Here is a 23,947-nt window from a genome sequence, read left to right as displayed (position 1 = left end):
TAAAACTGTAAGCCACCCCTTGAACCAGCGGAATTGGCTAGAATTGGCAGAATACGCCTCTGTTGCTGGTTCTGCCATTGGTACGTTGGCGGCAGCACTATCAGGTCAACTTATCTATGCCGCTGCTCCTTTAACTCTAGCTTTATCGCTGAATTTGGCCAATCGGCAACGCTTTGAGGAACAGGTTCGGGAAAACGCGAGTTCCGCGATCGCGGACATCCATACAGTTGTAGAATCGATCCACCGCGAAGTCCACGCACTCCCCGAAAATTCCCAGGATATCGATGCTATCCTCTCTGACTTGCAACAGAAACTCCGCAGCTTGGAAACTAATGTACTTGGACAGCAAGATTGGGAAACTGTGAATGTGCGTTTTTTGCTAATGGATGAAAAGTTAACTGAGATTAAAAATAATACCGCAGATTTGCATCATCGTAGCGGTGAAACTTCTGATTTTAGTGAGGTTAAAGCTTCCCTAAATCAATTGGAAAATTTGACAAGTCAACCCGTAAAAGACTTGACAGCACTGGAAACCCAGATTAACCACTTGCAAGACCAGGTTTCTCAGTTACAGCACCAGAATAGAGAAATTATCAAACCATATTTGCAGCGTCTAACTCGCGCTGTCAAGCAATTGCAAGAAAAATGAGCTAGCAGTTAACTGTTAACTGTTAACTGTTAACTGTTAACTGTTAACTGTTAACTGTTAATCTGCTTACCAATTACCAATTACCAATTACCAATTACCAATTACCAATTACCGATTAATCAGTTAAAATCCAGCACTGTGAAGGTCATCTGGCGTGAGGTCATCATGTATCACTTTGCCATCACGAAATACGACAATTCGACGAGTTTGACGCGCTACCTCTGACTCGTGTGTCACCATCACAACAGTCATCCCACTGTCATTTAGTTCTGTGAAAATATTCATCACTTCTTGAGTAGTTTTGCTATCTAAAGCCCCTGTAGGTTCATCTGCTAATAATAGGACGGGACGGTTGACTATGGCACGCGCGATCGCCACCCGCTGCTGTTGTCCTCCTGATAGTTGGTTGGGTTTATTATATAGCCGACTTTCCAAACCTACCCGCGTTAAAGCAATAGTTGCTCTTTCTTTTCTTTCCGCTGGAGGAACGCTCGCATAAACCATCGGTAACATCACATTTTCTAATGCTGTTAACTGCGCTAGCAGATGAAATTGCTGGAACACAAAGCCCAGCTTTAAATTGCGAATACCAGCCAAATCATCCTCTGGCATTTGTGCGACATCCACCCCGTCTAAATAATAACGGCCACTGCTGGGCCGATCCAGACAGCCGATAATATTCATGGCTGTAGATTTACCCGATCCAGATGCTCCCATAATCGCGCAATACTCCCCTTTCTTTACTATCAAGCTGACACCGTTTAAAGCCCGAACTTCCAGATCGCCGATACCATAAACTTTAGTGACATTTTCTAAGCCGATAATGACAGGTTTTTCTAATTCTTGGTTGAGTTCGTCTTGGAGGGTTGAGGAGTAGCTTTCTGAGGCTTGGTATTTCATAGAAAAAATTAGCGCTGTGTGAGGGATTAAGCTTGATGAGCTTTCCAGCATTTGACTACCTATCAATATTCTAAAAGATTTTTCTGAAAATGTCAAAGACTTTAAAAATTAATAAAAGCAGGAGTCATAACTTAGAATTAGCAACCGTAACGCTGCCCTCTGGGCGGTATATTACCGCCCAGAGGGCGGCGTTACGTAAGTTATCAAAGAAACAAAATTTCCTAACCATTTTGGTGGTTGGTATAAGAACAATCAAATCAAAAAATTCTGGACGACATAGTTACCTAAATCTCTCCCCGCCGCCAAACCGTCTTGATTAGCACTCATAAAATGAATACCTCCGTAAAGGCGGCTCATTCCAGCTTCATCTGCTGCATTTCCAAAGCTGTCAAACTTTCGTAAAGAACTATTTATAGATGGCTCTCCTGTATCTACAAAACTGAAATCATTTCCAAAGAAATAACTCAAGATTGAGTCGGCTGCACCGCTAAATGTACTGTGTCCAGATATGTACTCAGGGAAAGGGGGAGTAGTTAACAATGGCTGCCAATTTGGATCGGCAACTGTATCTGGATTGCCGTCTTTATCAGCTTGCTGGATTGCTGTTAGTGGTCGCCAGAGATCGTATTTATACTTGGCATCCCAGGCACAAATACCGGCATCAGCTAAGCCAATATTTAGCATTGCAAACAGCCGAGCATTTTCTTCTAGGGAATTTTCCGCTAGTGTAGATACTTGTTCCGCGATTTGGTTCCAGTGTCCAGGAGGGGTAAAAGTGTTGGAACCATCTTCCCAGAATTTAGCAATTGCTGTTTGATCTGGCGATCTCATCAAGCTATCTTTTGCGCCTATTTCCTTAACAAAATTAACATCATCTGCGTATTTAGCGCTATCTAAATCTGGTGGCCCTGACGGCTGAAACTGGGAACCGCTAGTCATCGCAAAACAATCAACTTTAGGCCATTGAGGTAACAACGCATTTGCAAAGGCTGGTGGAGTTGGAACCCAGTCGCCAGGGTCAGTTGTTGATGTAAAATTCACTGCCGTACTTGTGCCATCTTTACTCCTTAAAGCAATAATTTGGTCGGCGGAAGATACTCCAACTGCAATACCGTCGGTTTTCGCCTGGTTGTTAGGAATTGTGGCTAAAGATGATGCGATCGCAGCATCAAATTTTGCTTTTTGTGCAGGGTACAAACTTGTTAATATCCGGCTTGCGGCGGCTGCCACCGCTGCTTCCTCAGAGGCTCCCGCAGGCGCTTCTAATTCCAGTTTGTAAGCACTGTGGCTTCCATCGATCGCATTCACAGCGTTATAAATAGCAGTGTGAACCATTGCCATATTCCTGGCCGCTACGGGAGGCGGAGTGCCACCTGTTCGCACTGCATCTAGTAGCGTTGCATTCCAGTCAGTTACGACTTTACCAGAGGTAAAAGTTACAAAGTCATTTTGGGTAATGGTACTGACATTAACTCCTTGCAATACTGCCATATATTCGCCTGTGAGTTTGTCGCGAATAATGGTATTATTACTGTTAGCGCCCGTGCCTTGAAAGATGTTTAAATCTTCATACTTAACTCCATTGAGTAAGCGCAGGGTATCGCTACCACTTTTAAAGTCGGTAATGTAATCGGCTTTGGTGATAGTTTGGCAGCCGCAGCCTTCGATCGCAATACCGAAAATATTATTTCCTTCTCCGCCAGTGAGGGTATCGCTACCTTTGCCACCAATGAGAGTATCATTGCCGACTTCGCCAAAAATTCGGTCGTTGCCTTTTGCTCCCCAGATGATATCATCGTCTGCGCCACCGTAGATGGCATCGTTACCTTGACCGCCGTTGAGCTTGTCTTTGCCATCGCCGCCTGCGATCGCATCGTCTCCCTTTCGGCCGTAAACTATATCATTCCCTTCAAAAGCCACAAGGCTGTCTGATTCTGCCGTTCCTTGGAGATAGTCAAAACTTGAATTACCATTAATTACCATACTTAAACCTTTGCGAAGTTAACGCGATCGCGGATAATAGTTATAGCAACCGCTTTCAGCGGTTAGGGGCTAGGGGCTAGGGGCTAGGGACTAGGGAAAGAAGGGGAAGAAGGGAATAGAATCAGCGAGTTTGGTGGAACTCAGAACGTCCTAATCGCCTTGGCGACTGCTATACATCGAATTTAACTTATAACGTAGAAGGAAGGAAGAAGGAAGAGGGAAGAGGGAAGAATGCTTATACAGCAAGCTTTTTAGCCATCCGTATTTTACATTGTTAATTAGGTGAATTTACTGAAAATTAGGATGTCCTCAACTAGACTCCTAGAAGCGATCGCTTCCCTAACTTGAGCTATCTTGGGAGTAGACTATGAAAAGGACAAAGGAAATGCAGTGCGATCGTCCAAATTTTGGAGAAGTTGGGGAAAGAGAAACCAGGCAAGTCGAGGTATAGCAACCGCCAAGACGGTTAGGACATTGTTAATTACTGAAATCCTTACTGCGATCGCATTTTCCTTCTCTCCTAGATAACTAAAGCTTCTTCCTTCTGCCTTCTGCCTTCTGCCTTCTGCCTTCTGCCTTCTTCCTTCTGCCTTCTGCCTTCTGCCTTCTGCCTTCTTCCTTCGACTGTCGAAGTGTTACCCTAGAGCAGTGAACGTAATCCAGACTAGATCAGCGCTACAGCTAAGCCGAGCATAATGGTTCACATCAAGCGAGTTGAACTGACAAATTTTAAGTCCTTTGGCGGCACAACGGCCATTCCCTTGCTGCCGGGGTTTACTGTGGTTTCCGGGCCCAATGGTTCCGGTAAGTCCAATATCCTCGATGCTTTGCTATTTTGTCTGGGACTTTCCACCTCCAAAGGAATGCGGGCCGAACGTTTGCCGGATTTGGTTAATAATGCTCAAAATAAGCGCGGTACTGTTGAAGCTAGCGTGACGGCGACTTTTCATTTGGAAGCTGAGGCCGAAAAATGGTTAGCAGATGGTGACGACATTGATGTAAAAGATGAGTTATCGGTTGCAGATGGTGAGGAAAATGATGTAAAAGATGAGTTATCTGTTGCAGAGAATGAGGAAACGGATGTAACGGATGAGTTATCTGTTGCAGAGAATGAGGAAATTGATGCGATCGCGAAACGCCGCGCCGAAGCGATCGCACTTCACGAAAATAACGGACACTCCCAGCCTGATAACCCAACTTTAGAACCCCCCCAACCCCCCCTTGCTAAGGGGGGGAACAAACAGTCAAAATTTGCGGAGTGGAGTGTAACTCGTAAGCTGCGGGTGACAAAACAAGGCACTTACACCTCAAATTATTACATCAACGGCGACCCCTGTACGCTGACAGAACTCCACGAACAGTTAAACCGCCTGCGGATTTATCCAGAAGGCTATAATGTCGTACTCCAAGGCGATGTTACTAGCATTATTTCCATGAATGCGAAGGAACGTCGCGAAATTATTGACGAATTGGCGGGTGTGGCGCAATTCGATCGCAAAATAGTCTTAGCTAAAAATAAGTTAGATGAGGTAAAAGGCCACGAAGAGCGATCGCGCATTGTTGAGAAAGAACTAATTACACAACGCGATCGCCTTTCTGCTGACCGCGTGAAAGCTGAAAAATATCAAAAACTGCGTGCTGAATTGCAAGAAAAATCGCAGTTTGAAGCCATACTCAAATATCGCCGCCTGCAACAACAAGAGTGGAAATTGCGGGAACAAATCGAAGCAGGCGATCGCACTTTAACTGACTTAAATAGTCAACTCCAATCCCTCGAAACCCAAATTCAACAAGCAACCGCTGAACTCGATCGATTAAATGCGCGGGTCAAAGCTTTAGGAGAATCGGAACTCATAGCTTTGCAATCTACTTTAGTTACTCAGGAAGCAGAACAACGGCAACTGCTAAACCGCAAGCAAGAACTAGAAACAGCAGCGCAACAAACGGCGGTACAAATAGCACAAACTGACCAACAAATTCGCCAACATCGGCAAACCTTAGAACAGGTAGAGGTAGAAATATCCTATACCAATTCTCAACATGGAATTTTGCAGCAACAGCGGGATGAAGCGCAACGAATTCTCGACCAAAACCGGGAAGTTGTGAATGCGATCGCGTCTACTGCTGAAGCTTGGGTGCAGCAACAAACAGAACTCCACCACCAAATAGAAATTCTGCAAAAAACCATCAATCCGCAACGCACGGAACAAGCAACTGTAAGGGAACGTGCCGATCAATTGCAGCGGAAAATTCAAGAGCAAAACGAGTCTTTGCAGAATTTAGAACAGGAAGTTGCAGATAAACAAAATCAACTCACCCGCTCGGTTGAAACTAAAGCTTTCGCCTCACTGCAAGTAGAATCTTTAACTCAAATTGTAGCATCCGCCGAACAAGAATTGCAACTACAACAGGATACTCAAACCCGCCTGCTGGAAGAACAACGGGAAAGACAGCGAAAATTAGATAAGCTAGAAGCGCAAGCTCAAGCTATTCAAGAAACTACCGGAACTGCGGCAACTAAAGTTATAGTCCAAAGTGGCATTAACGGCATTTGCGGCTTAGTCGCACAATTGGGAAGAGTGGAACCGCGCTATCAGTTAGCTTTAGAAATTGCCGCTGGTGCACGGATGACAAATATGGTGGTAGATGATGATAGTGTAGCAGCGGCCGCAATTGAAGTTTTGAAAAGAACAAGAGCCGGAAGAATGACGTTTTTGCCGCTGAACAAAATTCGCGGCTCGCGATTCTCTCCCCCCGATGTTTTGCGTCGCGCTGCTGGATTTATTGATGCGGCGGTGAATTTAATTGATTGCGATTCCCGCTATCGAGAAATCTTTGCTTATGTGTTTGGCAATACTGTTGTCTTTGCCAATCTTAGCGATGCTCGCAGACACTTAGGCATTTACAGAATTGTAACTTTAGATGGGGAAATTTTAGAGACTAGCGGCGCGATGAGTGGCGGTAGTATTGTCACGCGCTCTTCCTTGCATTTTGGCAATGTTGATGCTAGCGATTCTGCGATCGAAACTAGAGTAATTGCATCTTTGCAGGAACGATTACAAGAAATTGAGCGAATTTTAGAGCGGTGCAAAACTGCAATTGTCCAAGCTGCGGCGGCTGTGAAATCTCACGAGCGAGAGTTAGTAGAAGCCAGACAAAATCAACGAGAAAGTCAGTTAAAATTAGAACAGTTAGAAGCGGAAATCAAGAATTTAACCTCGCAGCAAGAACAGGTAAAAATTCAACTCGCTAAGAATACTCAAGAATTAGCTAATGCTGAAACTCGCTTGCAATTGCTGGAGCTAGAATTGCCAGGAAAAGAAACAGAATTACAGCAATATCGCGAAACTTTAGCACAATTAGAAGAGTCAAATCGCCATAGCGAATGGCAACAAATGCAAACAAATCTCCGCAGTTTAGAAACTAATTTGCAAGAGCGAGAATTAGCGTTGCGAAATGACCAGCAACGCTTAGCAGAATTAGGAAATCAAAGCCAGCGCCTACAAGAAAAAATCAAAGACAGCAACAAAAAGTTAGAGGAATATCACCATCAGCAGTTAACAGTAGACAGTCAACAGTTAACTCTGAAAAGCGATTTGTCTACCATTAGCGAACAAATTACCGAAACTAAGGTACTGTTAGCTCAAATAGAGGAAAAATTGGGTGCAGAAAAAGAAGAGCGCGATCGCGCTGAATCTCACCTCAGAGAGCGCCACCTAGCCAAACAACAGCTAGAATGGCAACTGCAAAAGCTGCAAGAAACTCAACACGAGCGACGGGAACAGTTAACCACTATTCGCACTCAGCTAGAAACCCAGCGCGGAGAATTGCCAGATCCCGCGCCAGAAATTCCCGAACATCTGGAAAAAGTAGATTTAGCCGAATTACAGCAAGAAGTAAAATCCCTAACTAAACGGATTCAAGCCTTAGAACCCGTAAATATGTTAGCCTTAGAAGAATACAATCGCACTCAAGAACGTCTCCAAGAATTGAGTCAAAAATTGGCAACATTAGAAGGAGAACGCACCGAACTGTTATTAAGAATTGAGAACTTTACAACCTTGCGGCGACGTGCTTTTAAAGAAGCCTTTGACGCAGTTAACCAAAACTTTCAAGTCATTTTTGCCGAACTTTCCGAAGGTGACGGCTATCTCCAGCTAGATGACCCCGAAGATCCCTTCATCAGCGGCCTGAATCTAGTTGCTCACCCCAAAGGCAAACCCGTACAGCGCTTAGCTTCCATGTCTGGGGGCGAAAAATCCCTGACAGCACTAAGCTTTATTTTTGCACTACAACGCTATCGCCCGTCAACCTTCTATGCTTTTGATGAAGTAGATATGTTTTTAGATGGGGCAAATGTGGAGCGATTAGCTAGAATGATCAAAAGACAGGCAGAACAAGCTCAATTTATTGTTGTCAGTTTGCGCCGTCCTATGATTCAATCGGCTGAGCGCACAATTGGCGTAACACAGGCACGGGGAGCTTATACTCAAGTCCTAGGACTGAAATTGTAACCCGGAGTCAAGGTTTAGCGCTGTGTTAAGTAGTATGTATATTTAAGAAATCAGGATTAGAGCTAGAATGACATCTGAACAAATCCGCCAACGCTCCGACCTTCTAGGTACTCAGGTTATCACCCGCGACAGAGGTAAACGCTTAGGGGTGGTGAGTCAATTGTGGGTAGATATTGACCGACGAGAGGTTGTGGCTATCGGCTTGCGAGAGAATATACTGGCGATCGCTGGGATGCCAAAGTTTATGTTTCTCACCAACGTTCGCGAAATTGGTGATGTAATATTGGTGGAAGACGAAAATGCGATCGAAGACGATGTAGACGTAGAAGCCTACAGCAGCTTAATTAACAGCGAAGTTATTACCGAAACTGGAGAACTTTTAGGCCGGGTACGGAGTTTTAGGTTCGATGGCGAGACAGGTAAACTTGTATCTTTAATCATCGCCTCCCTAGGAATCCCCCAAATCCCTGAGCAAATTCTCAGCACTTACGAGCTCCCCATAGAGGAAATTGTCAGCAGCGGCCCTAATCGCCTAATTGTGTTTGAAGGATCGGAGGAAAGGCTGCGTCAGCTAACAGTAGGGATTTTAGAGCGTATTGGTCTAGGACAAGCACCTTGGGAGCGCGAAGATGATGGGTATACTCTCCCCACAATGATTAGTCCTGGAAATCAATTAGGTACTGGAGAGATAGTTAGACCTGTGGAAAACAGAAGAAAGACTGTTGCGCCAGCGGTTGAGGAAGCTTGGGATGAGGACGAACAATGGCAAAGGCCGGTAGTGCGCCCCCCTGTACGTCCGCCGCAGCCGGAGCCAATTTATGATGATTATGACGAAGATAATAACTGGGACGATGGAGGGGATTATGAGGAGGAGTATGTAGAGAGGGATTATCCGGCTCCAGTTCGTTCTTTGGAAAAGAAAATGGTCTTGGAGTATGAGGATGATGTGGAGGCGGATGCTTGGGGTGATGATGAATCTCCGAAGCCTTATAAGCCTACGCGGGTGAATATCCCTGAGAAGAAAAAGGCTCCTGAGTATGAGGAGGAATCGGGTTATTAATGTAACGCCGCCTTCCAGGCGGTACCGCCTAGAAGGCGGCGTTACGGAATTACCGCCTAGAAGGCGGCGTTACGGAATTACCGCCTGGAAGGCGGCGTTACGGGATAGTGTTGGGATCTTCCCAGTTACAGAGTTCAACCCACTGCCAATCTGACAAGTTGGCTTTTGCGGGATTGTCAGTAACATACTGAACAATTCGATAAAATTCGGCTTCATCCCGAATTAAGCGATCGTAATACTCCCTCTGCCAAAATTGACCTTGGGTTCGCAGAATCTTGTTAATAATATTGGCAGTAAAGGATTTCCAAGAGTGGAGAGTCTTTGCTAAGTTTTGCTCTGGGAAGAGGCGAACAATAACGTGGACATGATTTGGCATTATACACCAAGCATAAAGCTGATAGCGTTTACCGTTGAAGTGTTGCAGGGCTTTTGCCACTACTTCTGCGATCTCAGGGTTGGCTAAATGGCAAGAACCGATGCCTTTGTCTAAAAATAATTCAATGCGATCGCTAAATAATTGATTGGCACGCAAGTTTTCTGCGGGAGTAAGTTCGCGATTTAATTTCTTTATTTTAGCTAGAAAGTTTTGCCGTTCTATTTCAATTTCTCTTAGAACTGATTGGGGTATAGAGTCGGCAAGCCGAAAGGTGATAAAATAAATACCATTACTCATTTCCAAGTGTGGTAGTCGTCGCTGGCGAATTTTGACATCACCTAACGCCACTTTCTCCCCAATATCGTAACCTTTCCCTCTGGGTAATACCGTAACGCCGCCTTCCAGGCGGTAATTTCCTAAATCTCCATCCTGGGTACTAGGTAATTTTTCACTCTTGTTGTCATGATTTGAAAGTATCGCTGGGACGGGGGCATTATAATTAGGTTTGGTTTCCATGCTAATACTAGGGCATGAATTTTACGAATAATTATATCGTAACGCCGCCCTCTGGGCGGTACCGCCTGGAAGGCGGCGTTACGGGATTACCGCCAGGATGGCGGCGTTACGGAATGATACTTAACACCTCTTTAACCGAGTTAATACCAAGACAATCTCATCTATCGCTTCCCGTAAATCCTCGGCAGACAAATCAGATTGGTTGATAATAATACTAAAAGCCAAGGGTTCAAAATTTGCAACTGCTACATATCCTGACAAGGCCGAAACACCAGTTAAAGTTCCCGTTTTAGCTTGTACAATTCCTTGCGCTGATGTATTATTGAAACGATTCTTTAATGTACCGCTCTTACCTGCAATCGGCAAAGAATCACGATAAATAGATTTTAATGGTGAATTAGCCATCAATCTTAAAGTTTGCACCAAGGCCTCTGGACTAACTAAATTCTGACGAGATAAACCAGAACCATCAACTAATACATACCCATTAGGATTAACCCCTAATTGATTTAAAGTTACTCCTAACTCCTGCAATCCAAATTCATATTTATTGTTTCGTGGGATAGGTGCTATTTTACCAATTAATCTTAATAAGACCTCAGCATAAATATTAACGCTTTCCTGGTTAGTTTCTCTGACTAAATCTGCCAGCGGCGGAGATTCAACTGCTGCTAATTCCTGAGTTTGTGGTTGAGAATTAGATGCAACCAACGCCTTAGTAACAGTAATTCCCTCCGCATTAAGTACCTGGCGAAAGCGTTGAAGAAAATTATTAGCTGGATTGACAACTGACACATAAGCAAATTCAGACTCAGAACCAAATCTCAATTTTCCCCTAACTCGAATTACAGGTTGCCATAAATCTCTCCCAACTTCCACAAATTCTGATTCATCCTTTCCTACAGTTGCAGAATTATTCTCAATTCGCCACTGATTTGCTTGTGTTACATCGGCAAATGCAACTCGCAATGGTTGACCGATAGATTGCGGCGATAACACTAATTTTATCGCATTTTCATTGAAAATTAAACTATTAATTGGTGCTCCGTAGCCTGCTTGCACATCTTCCCATTCCCAATTCGGATTTACTGAATCTCCGGGAAAATAACTATCATCAGCAATCAACTCGCTAACTTGATTAACTCCCCGCTGTTTCAACTGTTTAGCTAAATCTTTTAATTGAGTTTCCCCAATGCTCGGATCGCCTCTTCCTACAATGTATAAACGTCCCTTTTGACTCCCATAAACAGAAGTTATTATCCGAAATTGAGGGCCGAGTTTCTGCAAAGCCGCCGCTGTTGTCAACAATTTTACATTTGAGGCGGGAATGAAATATTGCTGAGCATCCCGACTGTAAAGAGTCGCCGCCGTAGATAAAGTTTGAATCAAAATTCCCCAGCGAGAGCGGCGAAATTGAGCGCGATTGGCGATCGCATCCACTGCTGTACCTAGCTGAGCAGGACAAATATTCTCAGCAGCTTGTGTCTGAGCAACAGCCGCCAGCGGCCACCCTGTTAATACCAGTAACAAACTAACTACAATTCCTTTCATTTCGTAATTATATCTGCGCCATAAGCTTACTTACAAATCAGTCTAAAGGTTGATGGAGCTTAGATAAAATCAAGCTTACTATATATTGTAGGGTAATACCCCTCGTGAGTATAAGTACACAGAAGTAAGTTTGAAAAACAATTGTGCGCTTTAAAGGAGCAGGAAAGTGAGCTTAATTTTAATCGCCGACGATCGCCAAAATTGGCGGGATTTAACTCGAAAAGCAATGATCGCAGAGAACTATCAAACAGTAGAAGCTAACAATGGTAGAGAATGCCTAGAAATGATTAGCGTCTATCATCCTGACTGTGTTATCCTCGACATTGAAATGCCAGAAAAAGATGGTTTTGAAGTGCTGGAAACTTTGTTTAATCAATCAGTAAAGATTCCAGTAATAGTATATTCATCTGCCATGCAAGAAATTACTCGCCTTTATTGTTTAACAATGGGAGCAGCGGCATTTATCAGCAAGCCGGCTACTGACTCAGAACTTCGTAATGCTGTTAAGACAGCTCTCAGTAAATACAAAATAACGGAGAGGCAGGTAGATGTAAATCAACGTCAAATTGCTAGTTATTAATTTGCTGATTAATTCATTTCTTTAGACTGAGAGGGAAAATTAATAATATAGCTCCTCAGATAGAATTTATGCTTGGTACTTTTAAGTAAAATTGGATCATATCATACAGAGCTAAAGTTTTTGACCAAGCCGTTAATACAGTTTTGGGAGAAATAACCGTGAAGATCCAAGAACAAACTTTAAATAGACCAGTTAGATCAACAAGATTGCACGAGCGCGATAGCATGAGCACAAACCTGGGGATTCTCGTAGCAAGCGTACTCACAACATTGGGTTTAGCTGGCGGCGGATTCTTGATCTATCAAAAGTTAGAATCTAAGCAGGCAAAAGACTTATCATACTATCAAAGTCAGGTCAAAAATAGTAATGTAAACACTCAATCAAATCAATCCCCTGCTGTTCAAAATCAAGCCGATTCTTCCGTGCAGCCTGCTTTTGGAGGTAAGGCCACAATCAAGATACTTTCTGTCTATCGATTACAAGGCAAACCTGACGAAGTTACTGTAGAAATGCGGATCGGCAGAATTGCAGAAAATAATGTAGAAGCGAGTGATATTATCGATCCCGGTGCGATAGAAGCTCGCAACCCAAATACTAGCGAAACATATACAGCAGTTGATCCTTTTCAGGGAGCATCAAACCCGATTTCTCTATTAGAAATGCGTCCAGAGGAAAGAGTGAATGCTTATGTAGCGCTAAAAGTACCTTCAGGGATGAATGCGATCGACATTTTTATTCCGAATGCTATGCCATTTAGAAATATCCCGATCGCAGCTTCCAATTCTACCGCTAGTTCAGTTCCTTCTGCTACTCCGAAACCAACGGAGTCTAAAATAGTTGCAGTACCGAGTAAGAAGGTTAAATTTGCTACTAATAGCCAGGTAATTAAGCCAGGTAAATTTGTGAACCTCGCTTATGGGAATAAAGCACAAGTAGAATTGCTTTCGGTGAAGCGGATTCAAGATCCACAGACGGGTAAACCTGATGTGGTGAACGTACAAATGCGAATTCGACGCTTGACTGAGGATCGGGGATTTGTGGAAAGTCTGAGTGTGAGTAGTACAACTGCTCGCGATCGCAAAACCAGTCAAGTTTACAAATCTTTAGGCGGCGAACAATCGACAGGAAACGTTTTTTTAGGAGAGATTGCGACCGGCGCTTCAGCAGATGCCTATGTGTGGTTGCGCGTACCTGAAGGTGTTAATGCGATTGACATTTACGTTCCCCAAACCAAGGCATTTCAAAATGTCGCGATCGCGGATTAAACTTGTCAATCCCATCATATAGCAACCGCTTTCAGCGGTTAGGGGCTAGGGGCTAGGGGCTAGGGGCTAGGGAAAGAATGGGAAGAAGGGGAAGAAGGGAATAGAATCAGCGAGTTTGGTGGAACTCAGAACGTTCTAACTGCCAAGAAGGTTGCTATAACTAACAATTACTACCTTTTGAACGGCCTGCAAGACTTGCTACCACTGCCACCAATTCATCAGGATCGACAGGTTTGGGCAAGTGGATCTGAAAACCTTCCCGTAGCGATCGCGCCCGATCCTCAGCCCTAGCATAAGCCGTCAGTGCCGCCGCCGGGATATCAGCCCCACCAGAGAGTGCCCTTACTTGACGGATCAAAGTATACCCGTCTTCTAAAGGCATCCCAATATCGCTCAACATTACATCTGGCTTCAAAATTTTAATCGCCTCCAGGGCCTCCCGTGCGGATGCAGCAGCCATCACCTCTGCCCCAGAATCTTCCAGCACTGTACGTACAAACTCCCGCGAATCTACCTCATCTTCCACAACTAGCACCCGTAGCCCTTCCAGAGGGCCGTAGACTGAAGATTGAGGATCGCCAAAGCCAAATAGGGGGGCAGTTTCTCCCTCCACTCCTATCCTTTCTACCCTGTACCTCTCAAAAAGTGGCAACCTAACTGTAAATGCTGCCCCTTTTCCGCTTCCTTGAGAATCAGCTTTGACAGTACCGCCGTGTAGTTCCACCAAGTGACGGACGATGGCCAATCCCAGCCCTAATCCGCTGTACGATCGCGTAGTAGTGCTGTCAGCTTGGCTAAAACGGTCAAAAACGTGAGGCAAAAATTCAGGGTTAATACCTTGTCCCGTATCTCTAATCTCAATCTCGGCGCAGAAATTCCCTTCTACCTCAGCGCCAACTTTGCGGAGCGCGATCGTCACCCGACCACCGCTAGGAGTAAACTTGATCGCATTGGAGAGCAAATTCCAGATCGCTTGCTGTAAACGGTTGCTATCGCCAGAGATCCTGCCAATGCCTCCATCCAGTAAAGGTATGATTTGAATTGACTTTGCTTCCGCCGCAGGGATTACCGTTTCGATCGCCGCCTCCACCACTGAGATTAGTTCCACTGGCCGCAAATTCAGGCGTAATTTACCAGTAATAATCCGTGAAACGTCGAGCAAATCCTCGATCAGCGCCGCCAGTGATTTTGTGTTGCGGTCAATTGTTTCTAAGGCGCGGGCCGTCTTGTGTTCGTCGAATTTTCGCGATCGCAGTAATTGAGTCCAACCCAGCATCGCATTCAAAGGGGTTCGCAACTCGTGAGATAAAGTTGCCAGAAACTCATCCTTGATCCGATTTGCTTGTACTAATTCTTCCGCCCTTTGGTGTAACGCCGCTTCTAACTGCTTGCGCTCAGTCAAATCGAGAATGAAAGCAACTGTGTCTTCGCGTTTTTGCCCCACCAAGATAAAACCGACTAAAACCCATACTCTGCTACCGTCGGGACGGATATATTCCTTTTCGTAGGGAGTGGAAACTCCCTTCTTCTGTGCTTCCTGGATGTGTTCTACGTCTAGGGGTAGGTATTCTGGGGGCGTGATGTCAATCCACCCTAGTTCGCCGGGGTGCAACTGATGGCGGGTATAGCCAACTATCCGCAAAAATTCATCATTAGCCTCGGTGATGTCGCCATGAATGTTGCCAAATATAATGCCAATAGAGGCAGTATCTACAAAACTCTTCAGCTTTTCCTCAGTTGCTCTCAGGGCTGCTGCTGTCAGTTTGCGCTCTGTTATATCTTGGAAATAAACGCACATACCTTCTGGAGTTGGATGCCAACGTACTGCAAACCACCTGTTGTCTAAGGGTGGGAAGAAGTGTTCGTACTCGAAGTTTACGCCGTCGGCTTTTCCTTGTAGGATTTGCTGGTAGTAGGGTGTATTTTCTAACTCTGGAAACACTTCCCACAAAATTTGACCTAGAAGTTGCGATCGCTCCTTGCCTAAAATCTCTTCGCCTTTGCGGTTAATGTAAGTGTAGCGCCACTCTCCATCGAAGCTGGCAAAACCGTCGCCAATGCTTTCGAGAATGTTGATAATTTGCTGGCTAGCTTTTTGTAGCGCCGCCTCTGTTTGCTTGCGCTCGGTGATATCGAGGTTGATTCCTACCCAGTTGGCGATCGCGCCGGAAGTGTCACGAACGGGGACTCCTCGGCTTAAGATCGTGTGGTAATTGCCATCAATGCCTAAGAATTTGTGTTCGTAGTCCCAAACGCTACCGCTATTAATGCAGTGCTTCCAATCTGAGCAAGTGCGCTCTATATCTTCCGGCGGTAGTTTACCTGATAAGCCCGATTGCTGACACTCTTCTAGAGTCATCCCAATCAACTCTAGAAATGAGTCGCTGAGGTAGCTGATGCTACCGTTGGGGTTGCAAATCCAGACTCCGAAAGGGATTGACTCGCCGATGGCGCGGTAGCGTGCTTCCGAGTCAGCCAGAGCTTTTGCTGTTGCTTGGGCAACGGCTAGAGCGTTTTCCCGTTCATACTCTGCCTGAATGCGATCGCTAATATCTATACAAGAACCAATGTAGCCGACAAAGGTGCCGTTAGTGTTAAACCGGGGAACTGCCGTATGTAAAAGCCAGCGGTATTCACCGTCAAAGCGCTTTAAGCGGTACTCCATCCGAAACTCAAGCCTTGCGTCAAAGGCAGTTTTGTAAATATCTAGACAGCAATCAAAATCGTCGGGATGAAAGCCTTCGACCCAGCCATTTCCCGTTTCTTCTGCTAAAGTTCTGCCCGTAAACTCTAACCAGGGCTTGTTAAAATAATAGCAGAGCCTATCGGTATCAGACATCCAAATCATTACCGGAGCCGTATCTGCCATGATCTCAAATCGCTCTTCGCTTTCCTGTTTTGCTACTTCAGCTAAGGCGCGATCGCGTCGCTCTTGTGCTTCCCGCAGCGCCCGCTTTACCGCAGGCACAAGTCGCCCCAGCCTTTCTTTAACAACGTAATCAGTCGCGCCACTTTTGAGCATTTCAACTGCTAGTTCCTCGCCCAAGGTAGCAGAAACGAAAATAAACGGCACATCTGGGCATTTTGCTTGCGCGATTTCTAAGGCTGAAATCCCATCAAAGGAAGGCAAGGAATAATCAGCCAGAATTAGGTCAAAAGATTGTTTTTCAATGGCAGCTAGGAAATCAAGTCGCGTTTCTACCCGTGTTAAATAGCACTTGATTTTGCCGTCAATTAAGTGTGTTTGAATTAATTCTGCATCCAGAATGCTATCTTCTAATAACAGGATACTTAGCATTTTCACGATTTTCTTCGGTTAGGGGCTAGGGAAGAGGGGCTAGGGGCTAGGGAAGAAGAGAAGAGGGGCTAGGGGCTAGGGGCTAGGGGCTAGGGAAGAAGAGAAGAGGGGTTAGGAAAGAAGGGAAAGAAGGGAATAGAATCAGCTAGTTTGGTGGAACTCAGAACGTCCTAACCACCAAGAAGGTTGCTATAGTGGCTTTAGCCGCTTTCTAAATTCTACAATAGAGCGACTTTCGCCACTACTACGACTAAGCTAGACATTTTGCCTTTGATTTTAGCATTTTACTCGATCGGCAACAGTTAACAATTACTTCTGCGACCAAGTACAGCTCCGGGAGGTGGCTCATTAACCACAGCCCAAAACAGTCCCACCTCTTTAATAGCATCAACAAACTCGCGAAAATCAACTGGTTTTACAATATAAGCATTAGCCCCCAAATCGTAACTTTTAATTACATCTTTCTCCTCACCAGAAGATGTTACCATTACTACAGGAATTCTCTTCAATTCCGGGTCGGATTTGATGTTTGCTAGCACTTCTAAACCGTCAATTTTCGGCAACTTCAAATCCAACAACACTACAACAGGATGGCCGCCCATCCTTAGCTTAAAAATCCCCCGTCGATAAAGATAATCAAGTGCTTCTTCACCATCACGTACAACTATAACCTCATTAGCAAGATGACTTTCTGCCAGTGCCACCAGAGTTAATTCTACATCATTTCCACTGTCTTCAACTAGCAAAATTCGCTTTAATTCTTCCATTATTCCCTCTCTTTCTGTAACCTTCGTAGGGAAAAGTAGAAAGTTGCTCCACCACCTACAACACCTTTTGCCCAGATTTCACCCCCGTGTCGGGAAACGATTCTCTTAACATTAGCTAGACCAATGCCAGTACCCTCAAACTCTTGTTCGCCGTGAAGTCTTTGAAACACACCAAAGAGTTTGTGAGCGTATCGCATATCAAATCCCACGCCATTATCACGGATTGAAAAAATAGCCATATCCTCCTGGTATTTTGGATTTTGAATAGATTTTAGACGCTCGGTTTCTCGCTCCATATCAATATCAGAATATTTTAGATGTTCAGCTAATGCCTCCGTACTTAAATCAGAAATTGGCAATTTACAGAAATCAGATACATGACCGATTTCAATAATAGCTTGAGGCTGTCTTCGAGTATATTTTAACGCATTTTCAATCAAATTTCTTAATGCTAAACGCAGCATGGAAATATCACCATTGACTTGAGGTAAATTAGGCTGTATTTGCCACTCAATATCTCTGCCATTTGTTTCGAGTGCAAGTTCCTGCCTCACTTCTTGAATCAGTAGCTCCATATTCGCACCCATGTAGTGCATTTCGGTGCGGCCCATACGGGAAAAAGCTAATAAGTCATCGACGAGAATTCCTGCTTGTTTGGCTGTCTGAGCTATAGTATTAAGATAGCGCTGGCTAGTTTCATCTAGATTTGAGTTGTTGCGCTTTAGTAGCAATTCTACAAAACCGCTGATATGACGCAGCGGAGCTCGCAAATCGTGGGAAACGGAATGGCAGAAAGATTCGAGTTCGGAGTTAGCTGTTTGCAATTGCAGGGTACGATCTTTGACTTCTGCTTCTAGTTTTTCATTGAACTTACGAATTTCTATTTCTGCAACTTTAAGCTTAGTAATATCTTGGAACAATAAGGCGCAAGTAGGCGGATGACCGTGCATTGCAGGCAAAGTATCACCAAAAGCGATGATCGAGCGGATGCCTCCTGGGGTATGCCAGTCGAACTCAAAGCCGTCAATGCGTTCCCCCTGTGCTACTCGTACTCCTGGCATTTGACTATCAGGAATTTGCTCTCCTGATGCGTCAGTGCAGTAATAAATGGTGTGATATTTTTCTGCTGGTAGATCCTTGGGGAATTCTCCGCCGGCCATTTGGTTCGCGGCGATGTTGGCAAATTTTACTTTTGCCGTTCCTGGTTCGATCAGTAGCATTGGAGATGGCAGAAAGTTGAGCATTTCTTCGAGCCACTTTTGCTGGTTTTTAAGTTCGGATTCGGCTTGCTTGCGCTCGGTGATATCTTCAACAATGCCAGCGGCGCGGAGGGTTTTTCCGTGTTTATTCTTAACAGGAAAGCCGCGATCGCGCACCCAGCGCAATGAGCCGTCTGGTCGAACAATGCGAAATTCTTCGTTATATTGTCCCTGAAGCACTGTCTCGAAGAATTTTGCTTGGACGCGATCGCGATCTTCTGGATGAATACCCTCGATCCATTCCATGAAATTAGCTTGCAAACTTTCGCAAGTCTGTCCCCAGATTTCTTCGTAGGCGGGACTGATATAAACTAACTCTGGCTTTGTGAGGTCAGCGATCCAAAAGACATCTGCTATATTTTCTGTCACCTGAAGAAACCGTTCTTCGCTCTCTCTGAGTGCTTCTGATGTTTGCTTAAGTTCTGTGATATCTGCGATCGCGGCAAATGCGCCTTTGAAACCACCAGTATCGCTCTCAATGGGACTGCTAGATACAAGTGTCCACAATTCGCAACTATCGCGGCGGCGAAACCGCAACTCGGCGCGATCGCTCTTTCCTTGCTTAACTCGCTCCAAATGCTCCACCACTTCCACTTTTGCTACTTCATCGGCAAACTCGAAAACGTATCGACCGACCATTTCTTCCCTGCTATAACCCAGCATTTCTGCCATCCGCTGGTTAACATAGTCTGTACGTCCCAAATTGTCGATTGTCAAGATACCTTCACTAGCAGTGTCCAGTAGGTAACGGTAGCGTTCCTCGCTTATTTGTAGCTTTGAGAGCGCAAGCTCTACCTGCTGCTTCGCTGTTCGTAGTTCCCCACTCAAAGCACTGATCGTCAGCGTTACCACTAAGAACATACTCAGTCGGACAATGGCAGCTAAACCGCTGAGGGTGACAGAAAAGACTGGTGGTAAAAAGAAGTAAATGCTAAGTATTGCTGACAGAAGCGATGCTAGGAGTCCTGGCCCGATGCCTCCATACCAGACACTTATCGCCACAGCACCGAAAAATATACCGAAAATGCTTCCTTGCAACAGCGGCCTGAGAGCGAGTGTCAGCACAAATGCTACGGCTACCGTGAATATAGCAACGCCGTAGGGTCGCGATCGCGAGTCTATTTTTAACTTCAACTTATTTATCATCTTTAGCGGGGAAAACTTCTTTACTTTTCTAACTCAAAGTCGCGTTGCCGTAGCCTGCTTGCAGGGTTTAGCGCTGCGAGTTCAACAAAGCAATGTCAAAATTTCCCTGTTTCCCCTCGTTCTCACAGCCTATTTACTTTAGTAGAACATTGTATACTTGATTGTGGGGGGGGCCAGCATCTCTCCAAAGAATGATTTTTTTAGTAATGCCTAATTAAAAATGGTATGTATCCTTTGCCATCAAAGCCGAAAAAATACCACCACTTTTTCATGCCGTTACTGAAGCAGTGGGAATTGACTTAGGAATCAATCTCTGGGAGAAGGTGCGATCGCCGCCAACCCAAAAAAGTTAAAACTTTAAAATTAAAAATTATGCTCTTTTAAGAGCGATCGCCAACAAAAAAGTTAAACCCGTCCAACTGAAACCCTTTACCCTCTAGCAAAAACCCAATCTGAAAATTGAAAATTTCAGTTTTTAATTTTTAATTTTTAATTTATAATTCTTAACTACCCCCTAGACATTTCAAATCTTTCCGGTAAAATCGAAACCAAAATTAAATAATCTAAATGAACCGACCAATTCAGGAGGATAAACCTATTACACGCGCTCTGAACACATCAAATCTCTCAACATCATCCGAAACCGACAGTGCCGTGCTGCAAATCAGGGGTCGAGCCCCCCTGCACGGGCACGTCAAAATTAGCGGAGCCAAAAACTCAGCTTTAGTAGCGATGGCCGGTGCCTTACTCTGTCCCGCAGATTGCCGCATCCGCAACGTTCCCTCTCTCGTTGACGTAGCTCGCATGAGCCAAATCCTGTCCGCAGTGGGAGTAAAACTAGAGCGACACGGCGATGTTATGGACATCAACGCCAGCCACCTAGGAGAATATCAAGCCCCCTACGAGTTGGTCAGCCAACTCAGAGCTAGTTTCTTCATCATTGGCCCCCTATTGGCTCGTCTAGGAGTTGCCAGAGTACCTTTGCCAGGTGGATGCGCGATCGGTGCCAGGCCCGTAGAACTCCACGTCCGAGGCCTCCAAGCTCTCGGCGCAGAAGTCCACATCGAACATGGAATGGTTCACGCCTACGTCCCCGGAACCAACCGCCGCTTAAAAGGAGGAAAAATTTATCTCGACTACCCCAGCGTGGGAGCGACTGAGACCTTGATGATGGCGGCTACCCTCGCTGAGGGGGAAACAATCATCGAAAATGCCGCTCAAGAGCCAGAAGTTGCAGACTTAGCGAATTTCTGCCGCGCGATGGGAGCAAAAATCCAGGGCGCGGGCAGCAATACCATCATCATTTCAGGCGTACCCAGCCTGCATTCCGTAGACTATTCAATTATTCCCGATCGCATTGAAGCAGGGACATTTTTAGTTGCAGGGGCAATCACCCACTCCGAAATCAGTTTATCCCCAGTCATACCAGATCAGATGACTGCGGTAATTTCCAAGTTGCAGACAATGGGAGCCAAGATAATCATCGAAGCACCGGACTGTCTGCGGATAATTCCTGGTATGACTCATCTGGCTACAGATATTGAAACTCTGCCCTATCCGGGTTTTCCGACTGATATGCAGGCTCAGTTTATGGCCTTGCTAACCCTGAGCGAAGGGGACAGCATGATTAAAGAAACGGTCTTTGAGAACCGCTTACGCCACGTAGCTGAGTTAAATCGCATGGGTGCCGACATTCGAGTTAAAGGCAATGTCGCCATTGTCAGGGGTGTGCCAATGCTGTCCGGTGCTCCTGTAGTTGCTACTGATTTACGAGCTTCAGCAGCTTTAGTGCTTGCAGGCCTTGCCGCACAAGGCACAACTTCTATTCGCGGCTTGCAGCATCTCGATCGCGGTTACGAGCAGCTAGAGGTAAAATTGCAAAAACTCGGAGCTCAATTGCACCGCGTAGATGAGGGAGAAGAGGCACCCAGCGCTCCTGCCCTACCCAATCCTGTGCAATCGGGATTAAACTACTAAACTGTTAATTGTTAACGGTTAACTGTTAACCGTTAACTGTTAACTGTCTTCCTCTTTAAATAGGCAATATGGGTTTCTCACATACACCGCTGATCGGCTTGAAAGCAGACCAATTTCGCCATCCCCTGGATTTGGAAGCGACTAATGCTCTCAAGCAACTGCCTGGTTTGGATTTGATTGTCCGGCAACTCTTGGGGCCAGTTGGCGAGCAGTTTTTTCTGCTGGAGAATTTGGCTTCTGGGGTTTTAGTAGGGGAAAATCAGTTGCCCCATTTGCACCAATTGCTTTTGGATGCCTGCAAAACTCTGGATTTGGAACCCCCGCAGTTATACGTGCGCCAGAATCCGGTACCCAATGCTTATACTTTTGCAATGCGAGGGAGACAGCCTTTTGTGGTTCTGCATACTTCTCTGATCGATTTGCTGACTCTGGAGGAAGTTCAGGCGGTGATTGCCCATGAATTGGGTCATCTGAAGTGCGAACATGGGGTTTACTTGACTTTGGCTAATTTGATTGTATTGGCAGCAGGTCAGGTTTCGCCAATTGGTGCTTTGATCGTGCAGGGGTTGCAGGCTCAGATTTTGGAGTGGCTGCGTTGTGCGGAATTTACGTGCGATCGCGCCGCTTTACTTGCTACTCAAGACCCAAAGGTGGTAGTATCACTATTGATGAAGTTGGCTGGAGGTTCGCCAAGTTTGGCTCCTTCCCTAAATGTGGATGCGTTTTTGGCTCAAGCTCGCGCCTACGACGACATCAGTAACACTCAGTTGGGAGATTTGCTCAAGCAAGCTCAGACAGCTAACTTGACCCATCCTGTGCCTGTGTTAAGGGCGCGAGAGATCGATCGCTGGGGCAGCACAGAAAATTATCAATCTCTTGTGCAAAATCGATCTTCTGTGTATAATAAGAAAGTTAACCCCAAGGGCGGGTGGCGAAACTGGTAGACGCACCACACTCAAAATGTGGCACCGAAAGGTATGAGAGTTCGATTCTCTCCTCGCCCACTAAAAATAAATTCAAATCTGATATGTATCTAGCTAGTAGGTTGGGTTGAGCTTAGCGTAACCCAACACCAAAGTTTAGTTAACGGTTAACAGTTAACGGTTAACTGTTAACTTAATCATATCTTTACCTTTCTCCGTAATATTACGTAAGTAAGATAACTTTTTTTGCAATATTGCCATCTAAAACGATAATTTTTAAGTAATTTCAACTACAGAATAAAGAAATGAAGTAAAATTATCCGTATCAGGATGTGGATTTTACTGAGACGGCAGTCCTTGGGCAAAGCTTTTGCCCGCACTCGCAAGCTAGGGAAGATGTAGCTGTTTGTAAGCCTAACTACTCTGCCAGCCAAGGACACCGAGTCAGGAGAGTCACTGTGAATACTCACTTTTTTTGAGGAACCAGTGTTATGGGTACATCAACTACAATCAAAAACCTGTCAATGGCTGTGGCCGGATCGGCATTTATTGGCTTATCGGCTTTTAGCTTCCCAGAAACGGCTGAGGCTTTTAGCTTCACCTTGTACGCGAATCAAACTGAGTGGCAAAATGCTCTCAATGGTCAACCATTCCAAACAGAAGAATTCAATGGCCCTAATTTGCCCCTAGGAGTCAGCGTCAATTCCCTAGGAGTAATCAATAATGGAGTTTGGGAAGATCAAGTAAGTGATGAACAAACAAATACTTGGAACTTTGCAAAACCTATATTTGCTTGGGGTGGAAATTTCAATCTAGCTGATGTACTAGATCCAGGTACAGGTATTGCAGTGACAGTTGCGGATTTGCTAGGGGATAACTATTTTGTAGGCGAAATTTCTAACACCTTGGCAGGCGAGTTTTGGGGGTTAGTTACAGATAGCCCATTTAATACGGTGAAACTTTCAAAGGGCTCTCAAGGGCTTCAACCTGACGATCGCGAAAGTTATTCCCTAGACGATGTGGTGTATACTGAAAGTACCTCAGAACCAGAACCCATCCCGGAACCCGCTGAGATTTTTGGGACATTGGGATTTATCGGTTTCTTAACTTTTTTACGGCACAAACGCCGATAAGTATAAGAAAGAATGGGAAGAAAAATTTGCATGATTTATGCAGAGAAACC

15 protein-coding genes and 1 tRNA gene are annotated in these 23,947 nt (G+C 45.1%); 9 read left to right on the top strand and 7 right to left on the bottom strand.

The genetic code is table 11. The annotated features are described in order from the left end of the window. The first annotated feature begins 19 nt into the window (after window positions 1-19). Window positions 20-649: a hypothetical protein gene (locus PY364_RS17480; RefSeq protein ID WP_275524405.1), complete on the top strand. Its 630-nt coding sequence runs from the start codon at window positions 20-22 to the stop codon at window positions 647-649. Window positions 650-772: 123 nt separating this feature from the next. Here the strand turns inward: PY364_RS17480 and PY364_RS17475 are convergent, their stop codons facing one another. Together PY364_RS17475 and PY364_RS17470 are read right to left on the bottom strand one after the other, a co-directional pair. Then, the gene (locus PY364_RS17475) at window positions 773-1,549 is read right to left on the bottom strand and encodes an ABC transporter ATP-binding protein (RefSeq protein ID WP_275524403.1); all 777 of its coding nucleotides are present in this window, start codon (window positions 1,547-1,549) and stop codon (window positions 773-775) included. Window positions 1,550-1,801: 252 nt separating this feature from the next. Beyond that, entirely contained in the window at window positions 1,802-3,532 is a 1,731-nt protein-coding gene (locus PY364_RS17470; RefSeq protein WP_275524401.1) for a phosphatase PAP2 family protein, read from the bottom strand. A gap of 695 nt (window positions 3,533-4,227) precedes the next feature. Here PY364_RS17470 and smc point away from each other — a divergent pair. Both smc and PY364_RS17460 read left to right on the top strand, forming a co-directional pair. Continuing rightward, entirely contained in the window at window positions 4,228-8,046 is a 3,819-nt protein-coding gene (gene smc / locus PY364_RS17465) for a chromosome segregation protein SMC (protein WP_275524400.1), read from the top strand. A gap of 67 nt (window positions 8,047-8,113) precedes the next feature. Then, window positions 8,114-9,106 carry a PRC-barrel domain-containing protein gene (locus PY364_RS17460; RefSeq protein WP_275524398.1) on the top strand — a complete coding sequence of 331 codons (993 nt, stop codon included), beginning with the start codon at window positions 8,114-8,116 and terminating at the stop codon, window positions 9,104-9,106. 97 nt (window positions 9,107-9,203) lie between these two features. Here the strand turns inward: PY364_RS17460 and PY364_RS17455 are convergent, their stop codons facing one another. Both PY364_RS17455 and dacB read right to left on the bottom strand, forming a co-directional pair. Then, the gene (locus PY364_RS17455; protein ID WP_275524397.1) at window positions 9,204-9,998 is read right to left on the bottom strand and encodes a transposase; all 795 of its coding nucleotides are present in this window, start codon (window positions 9,996-9,998) and stop codon (window positions 9,204-9,206) included. 120 nt (window positions 9,999-10,118) lie between these two features. Continuing rightward, window positions 10,119-11,549, bottom strand: coding sequence for a D-alanyl-D-alanine carboxypeptidase/D-alanyl-D-alanine-endopeptidase (gene dacB / locus PY364_RS17450; protein ID WP_275524395.1), 1,431 nt, complete (start codon window positions 11,547-11,549; stop codon window positions 10,119-10,121). Window positions 11,550-11,715: 166 nt separating this feature from the next. Between dacB and PY364_RS17445 the strand changes: the two genes are divergently transcribed. Together PY364_RS17445 and PY364_RS17440 are read left to right on the top strand one after the other, a co-directional pair. Next, the gene (locus PY364_RS17445) at window positions 11,716-12,129 is read left to right on the top strand and encodes a response regulator (RefSeq protein ID WP_275524394.1); all 414 of its coding nucleotides are present in this window, start codon (window positions 11,716-11,718) and stop codon (window positions 12,127-12,129) included. Window positions 12,130-12,353: 224 nt separating this feature from the next. Continuing rightward, window positions 12,354-13,394 (top strand): hypothetical protein, encoded by a 1,041-nt coding sequence (locus PY364_RS17440; protein ID WP_275524392.1) that lies wholly within the window; start codon window positions 12,354-12,356, stop codon window positions 13,392-13,394. A gap of 160 nt (window positions 13,395-13,554) precedes the next feature. Here the strand turns inward: PY364_RS17440 and PY364_RS17435 are convergent, their stop codons facing one another. The 3 genes from PY364_RS17435 to PY364_RS17425 form a co-directional block, all read right to left on the bottom strand. Further along, window positions 13,555-16,692, bottom strand: coding sequence for a PAS domain S-box protein (locus tag PY364_RS17435; protein WP_275524390.1), 3,138 nt, complete (start codon window positions 16,690-16,692; stop codon window positions 13,555-13,557). Window positions 16,693-16,994: 302 nt separating this feature from the next. Continuing rightward, on the bottom strand, window positions 16,995-17,459 hold the full coding sequence (locus PY364_RS17430; RefSeq protein ID WP_275524388.1) for a response regulator: 465 nt from the start codon (window positions 17,457-17,459) through the stop codon (window positions 16,995-16,997). Then, window positions 17,459-19,864, bottom strand: a complete 2,406-nt coding sequence (locus PY364_RS17425; protein ID WP_275524387.1) for a PAS domain S-box protein — start codon at window positions 19,862-19,864, stop codon at window positions 17,459-17,461. Before PY364_RS17425 ends, PY364_RS17430 begins: the two co-directional genes overlap by 1 nt. A 567-nt stretch (window positions 19,865-20,431) precedes the next feature. On the opposite strand from PY364_RS17425, the gene murA reads away from it, so the two are divergent. The 4 genes from murA (at window position 20,432) to PY364_RS17405 (ending at window position 23,897) form a co-directional block, all read left to right on the top strand. Next, on the top strand, window positions 20,432-21,841 hold the full coding sequence (gene murA / locus PY364_RS17420) for a UDP-N-acetylglucosamine 1-carboxyvinyltransferase (RefSeq protein WP_275524386.1): 1,410 nt from the start codon (window positions 20,432-20,434) through the stop codon (window positions 21,839-21,841). 68 nt (window positions 21,842-21,909) lie between these two features. Further along, window positions 21,910-22,785 (top strand): M48 family metallopeptidase, encoded by an 876-nt coding sequence (locus PY364_RS17415; RefSeq protein ID WP_275524385.1) that lies wholly within the window; start codon window positions 21,910-21,912, stop codon window positions 22,783-22,785. Next, window positions 22,764-22,845: transfer RNA gene (locus tag PY364_RS17410), tRNA-Leu, on the top strand. Before PY364_RS17415 ends, PY364_RS17410 begins: the two co-directional genes overlap by 22 nt. 410 nt (window positions 22,846-23,255) lie before the next feature. Continuing rightward, window positions 23,256-23,897 (top strand): PEP-CTERM sorting domain-containing protein, encoded by a 642-nt coding sequence (locus tag PY364_RS17405; RefSeq protein WP_275524383.1) that lies wholly within the window; start codon window positions 23,256-23,258, stop codon window positions 23,895-23,897. The last annotated feature ends 50 nt before the right edge of the window (window positions 23,898-23,947 follow it).

The organism is Kamptonema sp. UHCC 0994, assembly GCF_029167235.1.
GTDB lineage: Bacteria > Cyanobacteriota > Cyanobacteriia > Cyanobacteriales > Microcoleaceae > Kamptonema.
The sequence above is the reverse complement of the archived record's forward strand: the minus strand, read 5'-3'. Positions and strand labels throughout refer to the sequence as shown.